Genomic DNA, 15,101 nt, shown 5'->3' on the forward strand with positions numbered 1-15,101 from the left:
CCATTTCGAACACGAACAAAGGCGGCGGCGAAGTATATTGCGAGTGGCGCGTTTCAAACGACGCGATAGTATTATTTCCCGCCGGACGAAAGCGATTTCATCAACTTCACCGCTCCCAGTCTTCCCTTTCCGGCTTTGGACCCATGCCGAGCTTGCGTTCCAGCTCGGTTGCCTGTTCGCCGGAAAGACGCAGGTCGAGGCTGACGGAGCCGTCCTCCATATCCTCGCGGCCATCGACGATCGCGGTGTCGTAAACCCAGGAGAGAAGGCCGAGCTTTTCCGGCGGCAGGATGACGGTCGCTTCCGTCAGCACGCCGGAAAGCCGCGTGGCGATCTCGTCCAGAAGCTCCGGCACGCCTTCGCCCGAAAGCGCCGAAACGGCGATGACGTTTTTCCGTCCCGCCGCCTTGCCGAGAATGGCATCGTGGCTTTCCGCGTCCAGCCGGTCCATCTTGTTCCAGACTTCCAGGATGCGTTCTTCCGCTTCCTTACCGTCGATGCCGAGATCGGCGAGGATGCGCAGGACATCGGCCGACTGGGCCGGGTTATCGGGGTCCGACATGTCGCGCACGTGCAGGATGAGATCAGCTTCCAGCACCTCTTCCAGCGTGGCGCGGAAGGCGGCGACGAGATGCGTCGGCAGATCGGAGATGAAGCCCACCGTGTCGGAGAGAATGACGGTGCGCCCGTGCGGCAGCTTCATGCGGCGAAGCGTCGGATCCAGCGTGGCGAACAGCATGTCTTCCGCCAGAACGCCCGCGCCGGTGATGCGGTTGAACAGCGTCGACTTGCCGGCATTGGTATAACCGACCAGCGCGACGATGGGATGCGGCACCTTGCGGCGCTTGGCCCGGTGAAGCTGGCGGGTGCGCACGACCTGCTCCAGTTCCCGCTCCAGCCGCACGATGCGCTCCTGGAGCATGCGGCGGTCGGCCTCGATCTGCGTTTCGCCCGGACCGCCCATGAAGCCGGCACCGCCGCGCTGGCGCTCGAGGTGGGTCCAGCTACGCACCAGCCGGCCCTTCTGGTAGTTCAGATGCGCCAGCTCGACCTGCAACGTCCCCTCCTTGGTGGAGGCGCGGCGGCCGAAGATTTCGAGAATGAGGCCCGTCCGGTCGATGACCTTGGCGTTCCATTCCTTCTCGAGATTACGCTGCTGGACGGGGGTCAGCGGATGATCGACGATCACCAGGCCCGCACCGTGTTCGTCCAGTGTCTTGCCGATTTCCTCGATTTTGCCGGTGCCGATCAGCGTCGCCGGACGCGGCTCGTTCACCGCCACGATCAGCCCTTCGACCACATCAAGATCGATGGCTTGCGCGAGTCCCCGCGCCTCTTCCAGCCGGCTTTCGCTCGACCGCGTCGGCGGCGGCAAGTCGGCATGGGCCGGCGCCGCGGCCGCTTTGCCGCGTCCCGGCTTCAGAACAGGAACGATAACGACGGCGCGATTGTCGTCCCGCCGCCTGGGCTCGTCCGGAACGATCGATCCGCCTGTGGGTTCACGCATGACTTTCGTCTAGGCCTTTCAGGAAGCCTGATCTTCGCTTTCGAACATCTGCATCGGCTGTCCGGGCATGATCGTCGAGATCGCATGCTTGTAGACAAGCTGGGAATGCCCGTCACGGCGCAACAGAACGCAGAAATTATCGAAGGATGTAACAACACCCGTGAGCTTCACACCATTGATCAGGAAAATCGTGAGCGAAATCTTCTGCTTGCGAACTGTATTGAGAAAAAGATCCTGCAAATTCTGAGAACGTTCCGCCATAGCGCCGCTTCTTTCTTTTTTGCCGGCAAAAGGCCGGTGATTATAACAATTCCAATGTCTGGAGAATTTTGGGAATACCTCGTCCCATGATCCCGGTTTGTGGTATCAAATCAATTGCTTTTCCGCAACGCCGAAAACGGCCCGAGCGGTACGCCCCGTCAAAAGCGTTCAGAAGTACTGGATCGAGACCCGGAAGAGCTGCTCCACATGGCGCACGGCCGCCGCCGCCGCCAGCAGGACCACCCTGTCCTTGGCCTTCACACGGAAATCGCCGTCCGGCCTCAGAACCGCGCCCGCGCGGAAGACCGCACCGATGCGGATGCCTTCGGGAAGGTCCAGATCGCGCAGCGGCTTGCCGACCAGCGGCGAGGTTTCCAGCGCCTCCGCCTCGATCACCTCGCCGGCTCCCCGCTCGATGGCGTAGACGGAGCGGATGCGGCCCTTGCGTACATGCTGGAGCACGCGGGAGATCGTCACCGCGCGCGGGTTGATACAGGCATCGATGCCGAGCGCCTCGACCATTTCCTGCAACGCCGTGTCGTTGATGAGTGCGAGGCTCTTGCGGCATCCGCTCTGCTTGGCCATGACCGACGAGAGAATGTTGATCTGGTCGCTGTTCGTCAGCGACACCATCAGGTCGGCATCGGCAATATCGGCCTGCTTGAGCAGCGACTGGTCGAGCGCCGAGCCGTTCAGCACGATGGTGTGGTTGAGTTCCTCCGACAGCGCCACGGCCCGCGGTCGGTCGCTTTCTATGATCTTGACGCGCGTTTTCGGCTGCAAGGTCTCGATGTTGCGCGCCACGTACTGGCCGATATTGCCGCCGCCGGAAATCACGATGCGGCTCGCGGCCTGCTCGTCATGGCCGAAAAGCCCGAGCGTGCGGCGCACGTGGTCGCGCTGGCAGATCACATAGGCCAGATCGCCCACCTGGAGCTGCTCGCCGGAATCGACGATGGACAGCCTGCCCTGACGGGAAATGCCGACCACGGTCGCCACCAGATCGGGAAAGAGCTGGCTCAACTGCTTCAGCGGCGTGTCGATGACCGGGCAATCCGCCATGCACTCGATGGCGATCATCGACACCGTATCGTCGGCGAAGCGGAAAACGTCTTCCGCGCCGGGAAACGAGATGCGGCGCAGCACCATCTTGCCGACTTCGATTTCCGGCGAGATCGCCACGTCGATGGAAAGATTCTCGCGACTGAAGAGGTTGGAATATTCGGGCTTCAGATATTGCTGGGCGCGGATGCGGGCGATCTTCACCGGCACGTTGAAGAGCGAATGGGCGACCTGGCAGGCCATCATGTTGATCTCGTCGTGAAGCGTCACGGCGATGATCATGTCGGCCTGGTCGGCACCCGCGCGCGCCAGCATGTCGGGATGGGCGCCGTGGCCGACATAGCCGCGCACGTCCAGCTTTTCCGAAATGGCGGTGACGAGCGATGCGGACGTATCGATCACCGACACGTCGTTGTCCTCCTGCGCCAGCCGTTCGGCGATACCGTAGCCGACCTGGCCTGCCCCGCAGATGATGATCTTCATGACGCTCGCTTCCCTCGCCGCCCGCGACCGGCCGTCAGACGCCGAGCGACTTCAGCTTCCGGTGCAGGGCGGATCGCTCCATGCCGACGAATTCCGCCGTGCGGGAAATGTTTCCGCCGAAACGGTTGATCTGGGCAATCAGGTAATCCCGCTCGAACATTTCACGGGCCTCGCGCAAGGGCAAGGTCATGATGTGGTAATCGTTGTGGGCCGAGACCTTGGGCAGCATGTCGCCAAGATCGGTCGGCAGCATGTCCGCGGTGATCGGCGTGTCCGGGCCGTCGCCGCGCGCGAGAATGAGCAGCCGCTCGATATTGTTGCGAAGCTGGCGGATGTTGCCCGGCCAGTCGTTGGCCTGAAGGACGGCCAGCGCATCCTCGGCGATCTTGCGCGGCCGGATGCCGGCCTGCTCGGCCACCTGCCGCATGAACAGATCGATCAGGAAGGGGATGTCCTCGCGGCGCTCGGCCAGCGCCGGCACCTTGACGGGAACGACCGCCAGCCGGTGATAGAGGTCTTCGCGGAAGGTGCCGCCGACGATCAGGTTCTCCAGATTGTAGGCCGTCGAGGAGATGATGCGCACGTCGACCTTGACGCGCTTGGAGCCGCCGACGCGCTCGAACTGCTGGTCGACCAGAACGCGCAGGATCTTGTTCTGCGTCTCGCGCGGCATCTCGCCGATCTCGTCGAGATAGAGGATGCCGCGATGCGCCTCTTCCAGCGCGCCGATGCGGCGCGGCTGGCCCGGAGCCCCCTCCGTTCCGAACAGCGCGATCTCCATGCGCTCGGGCGTGATCGCCGCCGCGTTCAGCGCCACGAAAGGACCGCCGGCGCGCGAGGATTTTCTGTGGATGAGCCGGGCCACCGTTTCCTTGCCGGAACCGGAGGGGCCGAGGATCATCACCCGGCTGTTGGTCGGCGCCACCTTCTCGATCACCTGCCGAAGCTGCGAGACGGCAACCGACGTGCCGATCAACTCTCCGGAATCGCCGGCCCTCTTCTTCAGCTCGGAAACCTCGCGCTTGAGCTTGGAATTTTCCAGCGCGCGCTCGGCGATCAGGATCAGCCGGTCGGCCTTGAACGGCTTCTCGATGAAATCGAAGGCGCCACGCTTGATGGCCGACACCGCCGTTTCGATGTTCCCGTGGCCGGAAATCATCACCACCGGCATTTCGGGGTGGCGGCTGCGGATCTCGTCGAGCAGTGCAAGCCCGTCGAGCCGGCTGCCCTGCATCCAGATATCCAGAAAGACCAGGCGCGGCACGCGGTCGGAAATCGCGGCAAGAGCGCTGTCGGCATCGTGGGCCGTGCGGGTCTCGTGCCCCTCGTCGGACAGAATTCCGGAAACGATCTCGCGGATGTCCGCCTCGTCGTCGACAACCAGAATATCAGAGGCCATGTGTTGTTTCCTTGTCATGCTCTTGCGGAGAGAGTTCCGAATAGATCTGGCGCGGCAACAGCACCCGGATCATCGCCCCTCTTCCGTGGTCGAAATCCGCCGGTGCGTCGTGCAGCTCCAGGATTCCGCCGTGCTCTTCAATGATTTTCTTGACGATGGCGAGGCCGAGGCCCGTGCCCTTCTCGCGCATCGTGATGTAGGGCTCGAGAATGCGATGCCGGTTTTCGGTCGGCAGGCCGCGGCCGTTGTCGATCACGTCGATGACGAAGCGGTCGTGGGCGGCGTCGAAGGCGGCGCGGACCATCACCTTGCCCTCCTCGCGACGTTCGTCCGCCGGCACGGCCTCGATCGCCTCGACCGCATTCTTGATGAGATTGCCGAAGGCCTGGCCGAGCATGCGCGTATCGAACAGGCCGTCCAGCCGCGCCTCGCCGAACGCTTTCGAAAAGGTCACATGAGGCGTGCCCATCTCGCGCAGGAAGACCGCATCGCGCAGGATGTCGCGCAGATCGGCGTTTTCCTTGGAAGGCTTCGGCATGCGGGCAAAGGACGAGAACTCGTCCACCATGCGGCCGATGTCGCCGACCTGGCGGACGATGGTGTCCGTACACTGGTCGAAGACCTTGCGGTCTTCATCCGGCACCATCTTGCCGAAACGGCGCTTCAGGCGCTCGGCGGAAAGCTGGATCGGCGTCAGGGGATTCTTGATTTCATGAGCGATGCGGCGGGCGACGTCGGCCCAGGCCGTCGAGCGCTGCGCAATCACGAGATCGCTGATGTCGTCCAGCGTCAGAACGTGCGATTCCGCACCGCCATGTGCTTCCTCCCGCGTCACCTGAACGGACAGGGTGCGCTCGACACCGCCGCGCATCATGTTGATCTGCTTTCGGAAGTCGCTCCTGTGACGTGAGGCGGCCTCGGCCAGAACCATATCCAGCTCCCGGGAGATATCACAAAGGCGCGCACCGACGAGCTTCTCCGCCGGCAGGCCGAGGAAGCCTTCGGCGGAGGGATTGACGATGGAAATGCGCCCGTCGGCCTCGACGCCGATCACCGCCGCGGTCACGCCGGAAAGCACGGCCTCGATGAAGCGGCGGCGGTCGTCCACCTCGTCCTTCGCCACCAGGATCTCGTTCTGCTGGCTGCGGATTTCCGAAATCATCTTGTTGAAGGTCCGGGAAAGACTGCCGACGTCGCCGTCGATCGCCCTGACCGGCACGACGACGCCGAGATTGCCCGAGGCCACGCTGTCGGCGGCGGAAATCAGCAACCGGATCGGCCGGACGATACGGTCGGCAACCGCGATGGCGGCCCAGATCGCCGCCAGAAGCACGATCAGCGCGAAGCCCAGATAGAGAACCGCGAAGGCGACCTGAAGCGAGGTCCGCCCCGCCTCCATGTTCTTGTATTCGGCGGCGTTTTCCTCCATCAGCCGCATGGCCGCCATCACCTTGGGGTCGACGGCGCGGATCGTGTAGAGGAAGGCCCCGGGGATCGTGTCGAGCTTGATGATGGCGCCGACGAGGTTCGTCACTCCCGGCGGAATGAGCGTCGGCTGGCCGGCCGCGGAGGATTGCAGGGCATTCCTCGGAATTTCCGGCAGCGGCCGCTCCGTCTCGATATCCGCGGCGACGATGGTCGATCCGTCCTCGCGGACCAGAAACGCCCCGAGCAGCCCGCGGCCCCGCGCCTGCCGGGTCAAAAGGTCGGTAAAGCCGGTGCGGTCCAGGTAGAAAAGCGCCCTGCTCCGCTCCAGGTCGTTCGACATCGAAATAGTCTGGCCCTGAAGATAGCTGGCGTTCTCCATCATGTAGGCCTGCGCCACGTTCATGGAGGATTGCACGATCGACTGGGTGCGGAGCGAGAACCAGCGGTCGAGCCCGGCCGACAGCGTGATGGAGGCGAAGATGGCGACGATGATCGCCGGCGCGATGGCAACGACAGAAAACAGCCCGACGATGCGAACGTGGAGACGCGCCGCGGCCCGGCCACGCGAACGGGCCTTCACCAGCCGAGCGACCTCGCGCACCACCTCGTAGATCAGGCCGAGGACGAACAACGAATTGAGGACCACCGAAGTGACGACGACATTCGTCGTCGGCACGATGGGCGTATATCCCAGAAGAACGAGGATCGTCAGCGTTGCGCAGACAAGCGCGCCCCCGGCCAGCAACAGGCCCGGAAGCGAAAAGACGGAGCGGCGATCGTGGACCGGTGAACCTTCCGGCTCCTTTTCCGCGATCGGCTCAACCGTGCCGGTCATCATGCCCGTCAAACTCCCCGCCTGCAGCAGATCCACCCCGACCCGAAGCATCGACGGCGCTGTCATTTCATTAGATTCGGGCAGGTTTCCTTCCGCGCCTCGAAAGAAGCCGCGGGATTCGCCCGGCAGCTTCGGCATCGAAGGCCGCTCACCACGCCCGTCACGCCCCGTTCATACGGACATGAATCAGGTAATCCGTGTCCTTAAAGCAACGCTTTGTGGCGAAAATGCAACGGGCTGGAAACGATTGTCAAGCGCTGCGGGAGGAGCGGTAAACCGAAACACCCAGTTCGCGGATTTTCTTGCGCAACGTGTTGCGGTTCAATCCGAGAAGGTCGGCGGCCTTGATCTGGTTGCCGCGCGTGGCCGTCAGCGCCGCCAGGATCAGCGGATACTCCATTTCGGTCAGCACGCGGTCGTAAAGACCCGGAGGCGGCAGCGCATCGCCGAACGAGGCGAAGTAGCTGCGCATGTTCTCCTCCACCGCCTGGGCGATGGTCAAGTTTCCGCTGCGGATGCCGCCCTTCTCGATGGGGCTGTCGGGCACGTCGGAGCGCAGTTCCTGCTCGATGATCTCGCGGGTGATGACGTCCTGCGGATAGAGCGCCATGAGGCGGCGGACGAGGTTTTCCAGCTCGCGCACATTGCCCGGCCAGGCATAGGACTTCATCACCTCCAGCGCCTCGACGTCGAAACGCTTGGTGCCGAGCCCTTCCTTCTCGCCCTGCTGGATAAAGTGGCGGACGAGATCGGGAATGTCCTCGGCGCGGTCGCGCAGCGGCGGCAGGCGCAGCGGCACGACGTTGAGGCGATAATAGAGATCCTCGCGGAACAGGCCCTGGTTGATCGAGTGCTTCAGGTCCTTGTTGGTCGCGGCGACGATGCGCACGTCGGTGCGGATCGGAGTGCGGCCACCGACGGTGGTGTATTCGCCCTGCTGGAGCACGCGCAGGAGGCGCGTCTGCGCATCCATCGGCATGTCGCCGATCTCGTCGAGGAACAGCGTGCCGCCCTCGGCCTGCTCGAAACGGCCGGTCGAACGGCTTTGCGCGCCGGTGAAGGCGCCTTTCTCGTGGCCGAAAAGCTCCGATTCGATCAGGTCGCGCGGAATGGCGGCCATGTTGATGGCGACGAACGGACCGTTGCGGCGCTTGCCGTAATCGTGCAGCGCGCGGGCGACGAGCTCTTTGCCGGTGCCGCTCTCACCGGTGATCATCAGCGTCAGGTCCGTCTGCATCAGGCGGGCGAGAACGCGGTAGATTTCCTGCATGGCGGCGGAGCGGCCGACGAGCGGCATGCCGTCCTGCATGTCGTCGTCGAGACGGGCCGGCTTCTTCTTCGGCTCGGCCAGCGCCCGGCCGATGATCGCGATCAGTTCCGTCAGGTCGAACGGCTTCGGAAGATAGTCGTAGGCGCCCTTTTCCGACGCCTTGATCGCCGTCATGAAAGTGTTCTGGGCGCTCATCACCAGAACCGGCAGGTCGGGACGCGCCTTCTTGATGCGCGGCAGCAGATCGAACGCATTCTCGTCCGGCATGACCACGTCTGTCACGACCAGATCGCCCTCGCCCGCGGCGATCCAGCGCCACAGTGTCGCGGCGTTGGACGTGATGCGCACTTCGTATCCTGCCCGCGAGAGAGCCTGATTGAGCACGGTACGGATGGCGGCGTCGTCGTCGGCGACGAGAATGGTGGCGGTCATCGGGAGTTTCCTGTCTCGCTCATGGCTTTGACGTTTTCCGGGGCAGTCTCCCTGGAGACCGGCATCAGAACCCGGAACGTCGTGCGGCGGCCCTGGCTGTCGCATTCGATGATGCCGCCATGACCGCCGATGATCTTGGCAACCAAGGCCAGGCCCAGCCCGGAACCGTTGGTTTTGGTGGTGATAAAGGGATCGAACAGATGCGGCAGAAGATCGGCCGGCACGCCCGGACCGTTGTCATGCACGCAGAATTCGAGGGGAAGCGAAATCTTCTCGCGCGAGCCGGCCACGGACAGGCGCATGCCCGGCCTGTAGGCGGTGGTGAGCTGGATTTCGCCGTCCGGCGCATCGCCGATGGCCTCCGCCGCATTCTTCACCAGGTTGAGGAAGACCTGGATCATCTGGTCGCGATTGGCATGGATGGGCGGCAGGGAAGGATCGTAGTTTTCAGTGATCTTGATGTTGCGGGCGAAGCCGGCCTGCGCAATCGCCTTCACATGGTCGAGCACGGAATGGATATTGACGGCGGAGCGGTCCACGGGACGCTCGTCGGAGAAAACCTCCATCCGGTCGACCAGCGAGACGATCCGGTCGGTCTCGTCGCAGATCAGCCGCGTCAGGGCACGGTCGTCGTCGGGAACCGAGCTTTCGAGAAGCTGCGCGGCGCCGCGAATGCCTGACAGCGGGTTCTTGATCTCGTGCGCAAGCATCGAGGCCAGCCCCGTGACCGAGCGGGCCGCCGCCCTATGGGTCAGTTGCCGGTCAATCTTGTCGGCCATCGAGCGTTCCTGAAAGACCACCACGACCGATCCCGGCTCGCTGACCACCGGTGCCACATAGAGGTCCACCAGCTTGTCCTGCCCGAGGCGCGGCGAGGAAAGGTCGACGCGGTATTCGTTGACCGGCGCGCGCCGTTCGCGCACCTGGTCGATCAGCGACAGAAGCGGCGAGCCGAAGGGGATGAAGGTGGAAATACGGTAGCGCGCCAGATGCGTGGCGCTGGCGCCGAAGAAGGCCTCGGCCTCCCAGTTCGCGAAGGCGATGTGGCCGGTCGCATCGACGAGGATCACCGGGTTCTGAACCGAGTTCAGCACCGCCATTGCAAGCGCGCTGCCCGTGGGGGCCGGATTGGCGGAATCGTTGGTCATGCGGCTTCTTTCATCGCTTCGTCATTCGGAACCGCCGAAAGGGCGGAGGTCATCAGCGCGCGGACCTCCGCCGGATGCTTCGAGGTCATCACGGCGGCCCGGATGTCGCCGGAGACCGCGACGCGGGCGCGGTCAAGATACCAGCCGAGATGCTTGCGGGCATGGCGCACGCCGGCGGCCTCGCCGTAGAATTCCAGCATCGCATCGTAATGCTCCACGGCCAGCGCCGGGATCGCCTCCGCAGCCGGCGCCGCCTGCCCGGCCAGCGCGCCCGCATGCCACGGCCGGCCCTGGCAGGCCCGCCCGACCATGACGGCATCCGCGCCGGAACGATGCAGGATGTCGGCGGCATCCTCGGGCGTATCGACATCGCCATTGGCGACGAGCGGAACCGACAGGACGTCGCGCACGGCGCGGATCGCTTCCCAGTCTGCCCGGCCTTCGTAGAACTGCATGCGGGTGCGGCCATGCACGATCACGGCGCTGATTCCCGCGTCCTCCGCCCGCTTGGCCAGAAACGGCGCATTGATGGAGTTCTCGTCCCAGCCCAGCCGCATCTTGAGCGTGACCGGAACGGGTGAAGCCGCCACGACCGCCGCGACGATCCTGAGTGCATGTTCCGGCTCGCGCATCAGTGCAGAGCCGCAATCTCCGCTCGTCACCTTGCGGGCGGGACAGCCCATGTTGATGTCGATGATATCGGCGCCTTGATCGGCGGCGATTCGCGCCGCTTCGCCCATGTAATGCGGATCGCGCCCGGCAAGCTGCACCATGTGCGGCTTCAGGCCGGCGCCTTTCAGGCGGGCCCAGGATTCGTGGCGGTTGCCGACAAGCTCCCGGCTCGCCACCATCTCGGTCACGACGAGCCCCGCGCCGAAGCGCCAGGCAAGCTGCCGAAACGGCAGATCGGTGATGCCGGACATGGGGGCAAGCACCACTCGGTTACGGATGGCGACGTTACCGATCAGGAATGGTGTAGATAAACCCGGCACTGACAAATGGCTATCTTTCAAGCATGAGAGGCATTTGCACTATTTTTAGACAAGCCCGGTGCTTTTGCCAAGTCTTTTTAAAGGGAAGTGATAAATTTCGGGCATATGCTGGAAAAGCAGTATTTCAAACGCTAGAGCAGAAAACATAAAACGTTTTTGCAGGAAGCAGTTGTGCAAATGCCGCAGGATAAGGCGTTGAAAATCGGGGTTGTCATCGTCGCCGCCGGACGCGGGGAACGGGCGGGCAGCTCCGTCGACGGCCCGAAGCAGTATCGCCGCATCGGCGGCAAGCCTGTCATAACCCATACGCTCGACCGGTTCAAAGCCTGGCCGCATGCCGAAGAGATCGTCTGCGTGATTCACGCCGACGACGACCCGTTGTTCGAGGCGGCGCTTGCCGCAACCGGGGAACAAGCGGGTGTGCGAACCGTCATCGGCGGCGCGACACGGCAGCAATCCGTCCTGAACGGCCTGCGCGCGCTCGCCGGAACCGGCGCCACCCACGTCATGATTCACGACGCGGTGCGCCCCTTCCTCGACACCGCCCTGCTGGACCGTATCCGCGCGACGCTCGAAACCGGAGCGGCCGCCGCCCTTCCGGTCGTGCCGGTCTCCGATACGTTGAAACGCGGCGCGGACGGCCTCGTGTCCGAAACCGTGTCCCGCGAGGCGCTTTTCGCAGCCCAGACGCCACAGGCTTTCGGCCTGCCTGCCATTCTGGAGGCGCATGAAAAGGCTGCCGCCTCCGGTCTTGCGCATTTTACCGACGATGCCTCCATCGCCGAATGGGCCGGCCTGGCGGTGGCACTCGTCGAAGGCTCCGTCGATAATATCAAGCTCACCGTCCGGAGGGATATCGAAATGGCCGATGAAAAGCTGTCCCGCCCGGCGCTTCCAGACGTCCGCACCGGCAACGGCTACGATGTGCATCAGCTCGAGCCCGGCGACGGCGTGACGCTGTGCGGCATCTTCATCGCGCACGACCAGAGGCTGAAGGGCCATTCCGACGCCGATGTGGCGCTGCATGCGCTGACCGACGCCCTGCTCGCCACCAAGGGCCTCGGCGATATCGGCGATCATTTCCCGCCCTCCGATCCGCAATGGAAGGGTGCGCCTTCCCGCATCTTTCTCGAACATGCGGCAAGGCTCGTGCGGGAAAACGGCGGCACGATCATGAATGCCGACGTGTCGCTTATCGCGGAAGCGCCGAAGATCGGCCCGCACCGTCAGGCGATGCGGGAAAAGCTCGCGGACATCCTCGCCATCCCGGTGGACCGCTGCTCGGTCAAGGCCACGACCAACGAGACGATCGGCTTCGTCGGCCGCCGGGAAGGAATCGCCGCCATCGCCACCGCAACTGTCGTCTACGGAGCCGGAACATGAGCCTTTTTCCCGCTGAAATCGAGGCGCTCGCCGCCCGGATCGTCACCGAATTCTCGGCGCGCGACGTGACCGTCGCCACGGCCGAATCCTGCACGGGCGGGCTGATCGCCGGCGCGCTCACCGAAATCGCCGGCTCGTCTTCCGTCGTCGACCGGGGCTTCGTCACCTATTCGAATGAGGCCAAGCAACAGATGATCGGCGTGAAGGCGGAAACGCTCGCCCGCGTCGGCGCCGTCTCGAAGGAAACGGCCCTCGAAATGGCTAAAGGGGCGCTCAGAGCGGCGGGAACGCGGCTCGCGGTCGCCGTCACCGGCATCGCCGGCCCCGGCGGCGGCTCACCGGAAAAGCCGGTCGGCCTCGTGCATATCGCGGCGGCCTCGACCGCGGGCACCGTGCTGCACCGGGAAATGCGCTACGGAAACCTCGACCGCGAAGGCATCCGGCTCGCCACCGTGAAAACGGCTCTGGAACTGCTTCTGGAGGTCGTTCGGACGAACCCGACAGGAGAATAGACGCCGGCCCTGCGCCGCTTCCGGGCGTGAGGCCGCTATGCGCCCGTGCCGGGTTCGCCGTAGATCTTCGCCGCCCGCGCCTCGAAAGCCTCCGCGAACATGCGGAAGGCGCGCTCGAACATCGTCCCCATGATCGAGCCGAGCAGCCGATTCCTGAACTCGTAATCGATGAAGAAATGCACGAGGCACCCGCCCTCGCCCCCGGCTTCGAAACGCCAGCGGTTGTCGAGATAGCGGAAAGGCCCGTCGATATATTTCACGTCGATGGCAAGGGCGGCGCGGTTCAGCAGCACCTGCGTCGTGAAGGTTTCCCGGATCGCCTTGTAACCGATCGTCATGTCCGCGACGAGCAGCACCTTGCCGTCGCGCTCCTTGCGTGAGCGGACGGTCAATCCCTCGCAGAGCGGCAGGAATTGCGGATAGCGCTCGATGTCGGCAACGAGATCGAACATCTGTTCAGGGCTGTGCGGGACCGGCCGGCTGGTTTCGAACTGAGGCATGGCGGCAGTTAAGCGGCTGCATCGAGAAGATCAAGGAGTTTGCCGGTCTCCCGATGCGATTTCAGCGTGAGCACGGGCACCTCCGGTCCATAGCGGTCGAGGCTGCGAATCAACGCAGGCGCATGGCGCTTCTCGAATTTCCAGATATAGGTCAGGAACGCACGGTCGGGCAATTGCTCCGGGCATCCCTCGGCCATGTCAGGGCGCGTCTGCCCGTAATGGCGGACAACGCGTTTCGCCACGCCCCAGAGGCACAGCCGGCGCGGCAGCCGCACCCACAGCACGATATCGGTGCGCGGCAGGCGCAGATCGAAGCTCGGGGCATTGTTGCCGTCCATGATCCAGCGGTCCGCCTTGACCGCCTCGGCGATCAGCGCCCGTTGTCCGGCCCGCTCGCGCAGCACCCAGCCCGGCAGCCAGAGGAAATCCCTGTCCATAGAAATATAGGCAAGGGCGAAACGAGCCGCGAGTCGCTGGGCCAGCGTGCTCTTGCCGCCGCCGGAGCAGCCGACGACCAGCACGCGCCCGGCGCTTCGCAGGATCGGAACGGCATCCTCGATGCTGGCAAGATAATTCGGCATGGCAATGGCTCCGGGCGATTCGACGCCGGGAGGATAGTGCGCCGGAACCGGATGGCAAGCCGGCGATCAGCCGGCCAGCGCCTGCTTCGCCGCCCGCGCCGCCTTCAGCCTGGCGAAATCCTCGCCGGCATGGTGGGAGGAACGCGTCAGCGGGCTGGAAGCGACCATCAGGAAGCCCTTGGTGTAGGCCACCGTCTCGTAGGACTTGAACTCATCCGGCGTGACGAAGCTCACCACCTTGTGGTGCTTGCGGGTCGGCTGGAGATATTGGCCGATGGTGAGGAAATCGACGTCAGCCGTGCGCAGGTCGTCCATGAGCTGAAGCACTTCGTTGCGCTCCTCGCCCAGCCCGACCATGATGCCGGACTTGGTGAACATGGTAGGGTCCAGTTCCTTCACCCGCTGAAGCAGGCGGATGGAATGGAAATAGCGCGCGCCCGGGCGAACCGTCAGGTAGTTCGACGGCACGGTTTCCAGATTATGGTTGAACACGTCCGGCCTCGCCGCCACGACGCGCTCCAGCGCGCCCGGCTTGCGCAGGAAGTCCGGCGTCAGGATCTCGATGGTGGTGCCCGGAGACGCGGCGCGGATGGCGAAGATCACCTTCTCGAAATGTTCGGCACCGCCATCGTCCAGATCGTCGCGGTCCACCGAGGTGATGACGACATGGTTGAGGCCCATCTGCTTCACGGCATTGGCGACGTTCTGCGGCTCGTCCGGATCGAGCGCGTTCGGCCTGCCGGTCGCGACGTTGCAGAAGGCGCAGGCGCGGGTGCAGATCTCGCCCATGATCATGAAGGTGGCGTGCTTCTGCTCCCAGCAGCCGCCGATGTTCGGGCAGCCCGCTTCCTCGCACACCGTCACCAGCTTGTTGGTGCGCACGATCTCGCGCGTCTCGGCATACCCCTTCGAGGTCGGCGCCTTGACGCGGATCCATTCCGGCTTGCGCATCACCTCCGTATCCGGGCGGTGCGCCTTTTCCGGGTGGCGGACGCGCTTCGGTTCGGGCGCGGCGGTTCTGTCGAGGATCGTGACCATGTTCAACCTGCTTTCAGCGCCTTACGAGGCGGGCGACGAATATCAGAAGGGAAGCGCCGAGGAAACCGGTCACGAAGAATGCGAGCCGGCCATCTTCCGGAATAATGTTGAACTGCCGGAGCAGCGTCGTGGCAACCGCCGAGCCGACAATGCCCAGAACGATGTTCATGAGCACGCCGAAACGGGTCTGCATGAACTTGCCCGCCAGCCAGCCAGCAAAGCCGCCGATGACGATCATCCAGAACCAGCCGAGTTGAATCGTTTCCATAT

General features: G+C 64.1%; 14 protein-coding genes. 2 read left to right on the top strand and 12 right to left on the bottom strand.

The features are described from left to right. Nucleotides 1-106: 106 nt before the first annotated feature. The 8 genes from hflX to dusB form a co-directional block, all read right to left on the bottom strand. Complete coding sequence (gene hflX, locus NOF55_RS11645; RefSeq protein WP_306411528.1) at nt 107-1,507, bottom strand: GTPase HflX; 1,401 nt, start codon at nt 1,505-1,507, stop codon at nt 107-109. An 18-nt stretch (nt 1,508-1,525) separates the two neighbouring features. Continuing rightward, nucleotides 1,526-1,768 carry an RNA chaperone Hfq gene (gene hfq / locus NOF55_RS11650; protein ID WP_306411529.1) on the bottom strand — a complete coding sequence of 81 codons (243 nt, stop codon included), beginning with the start codon at nt 1,766-1,768 and terminating at the stop codon, nt 1,526-1,528. Between the two features lie 168 nt (nt 1,769-1,936). Beyond that, complete coding sequence (gene trkA, locus NOF55_RS11655) at nt 1,937-3,313, bottom strand: Trk system potassium transporter TrkA (RefSeq protein WP_306411530.1); 1,377 nt, start codon at nt 3,311-3,313, stop codon at nt 1,937-1,939. A gap of 34 nt (nt 3,314-3,347) precedes the next feature. Next, nucleotides 3,348-4,712 (bottom strand): nitrogen assimilation response regulator NtrX, encoded by a 1,365-nt coding sequence (gene ntrX, locus NOF55_RS11660; protein WP_306411531.1) that lies wholly within the window; start codon nt 4,710-4,712, stop codon nt 3,348-3,350. After that, nucleotides 4,702-6,975, bottom strand: a complete 2,274-nt coding sequence (locus NOF55_RS11665) for a sensor histidine kinase NtrY-like (RefSeq protein WP_306411694.1) — start codon at nt 6,973-6,975, stop codon at nt 4,702-4,704. Before NOF55_RS11665 ends, ntrX begins: the two co-directional genes overlap by 11 nt. Nucleotides 6,976-7,225: 250 nt before the next feature. Beyond that, nucleotides 7,226-8,677: a nitrogen regulation protein NR(I) gene (gene ntrC, locus NOF55_RS11670; RefSeq protein ID WP_306411532.1), complete on the bottom strand. Its 1,452-nt coding sequence runs from the start codon at nt 8,675-8,677 to the stop codon at nt 7,226-7,228. Then, nucleotides 8,674-9,825, bottom strand: coding sequence for a two-component system sensor histidine kinase NtrB (locus NOF55_RS11675; protein ID WP_306411533.1), 1,152 nt, complete (start codon nt 9,823-9,825; stop codon nt 8,674-8,676). Before NOF55_RS11675 ends, ntrC begins: the two co-directional genes overlap by 4 nt. Then, on the bottom strand, nt 9,822-10,838 hold the full coding sequence (dusB, locus tag NOF55_RS11680) for a tRNA dihydrouridine synthase DusB (protein ID WP_306411534.1): 1,017 nt from the start codon (nt 10,836-10,838) through the stop codon (nt 9,822-9,824). Before dusB ends, NOF55_RS11675 begins: the two co-directional genes overlap by 4 nt. Before the next feature lie 156 nt (nt 10,839-10,994). Between dusB and NOF55_RS11685 the strand changes: the two genes are divergently transcribed. Together NOF55_RS11685 and NOF55_RS11690 are read left to right on the top strand one after the other, a co-directional pair. Further along, nucleotides 10,995-12,200: a bifunctional 2-C-methyl-D-erythritol 4-phosphate cytidylyltransferase/2-C-methyl-D-erythritol 2,4-cyclodiphosphate synthase gene (locus tag NOF55_RS11685; protein WP_306411535.1), complete on the top strand. Its 1,206-nt coding sequence runs from the start codon at nt 10,995-10,997 to the stop codon at nt 12,198-12,200. After that, nucleotides 12,197-12,712 carry a CinA family protein gene (locus tag NOF55_RS11690; protein WP_306411536.1) on the top strand — a complete coding sequence of 172 codons (516 nt, stop codon included), beginning with the start codon at nt 12,197-12,199 and terminating at the stop codon, nt 12,710-12,712. Before NOF55_RS11685 ends, NOF55_RS11690 begins: the two co-directional genes overlap by 4 nt. Nucleotides 12,713-12,747: 35 nt before the next feature. On the opposite strand, the gene NOF55_RS11695 is transcribed toward NOF55_RS11690, so the two are convergent. From NOF55_RS11695 to NOF55_RS11710, 4 genes are all read right to left on the bottom strand, one after another. Continuing rightward, nucleotides 12,748-13,212: a type II toxin-antitoxin system RatA family toxin gene (locus NOF55_RS11695; RefSeq protein ID WP_306411537.1), complete on the bottom strand. Its 465-nt coding sequence runs from the start codon at nt 13,210-13,212 to the stop codon at nt 12,748-12,750. 8 nt (nt 13,213-13,220) lie between these two features. Continuing rightward, entirely contained in the window at nt 13,221-13,793 is a 573-nt protein-coding gene (locus tag NOF55_RS11700) for a P-loop NTPase family protein (RefSeq protein WP_306411538.1), read from the bottom strand. A 66-nt stretch (nt 13,794-13,859) separates the two neighbouring features. Next, nucleotides 13,860-14,831, bottom strand: coding sequence for a lipoyl synthase (gene lipA / locus NOF55_RS11705; RefSeq protein WP_306411539.1), 972 nt, complete (start codon nt 14,829-14,831; stop codon nt 13,860-13,862). A 13-nt stretch (nt 14,832-14,844) separates the two neighbouring features. Beyond that, nucleotides 14,845-15,099 (bottom strand): GlsB/YeaQ/YmgE family stress response membrane protein, encoded by a 255-nt coding sequence (locus tag NOF55_RS11710; protein ID WP_306411540.1) that lies wholly within the window; start codon nt 15,097-15,099, stop codon nt 14,845-14,847. Nucleotides 15,100-15,101: the final 2 nt, after the last annotated feature.

This window comes from Ectorhizobium quercum (assembly GCF_026552795.1).
In the GTDB taxonomy this organism is placed as follows: domain Bacteria; phylum Pseudomonadota; class Alphaproteobacteria; order Rhizobiales; family Rhizobiaceae; genus Ectorhizobium; species Ectorhizobium quercum.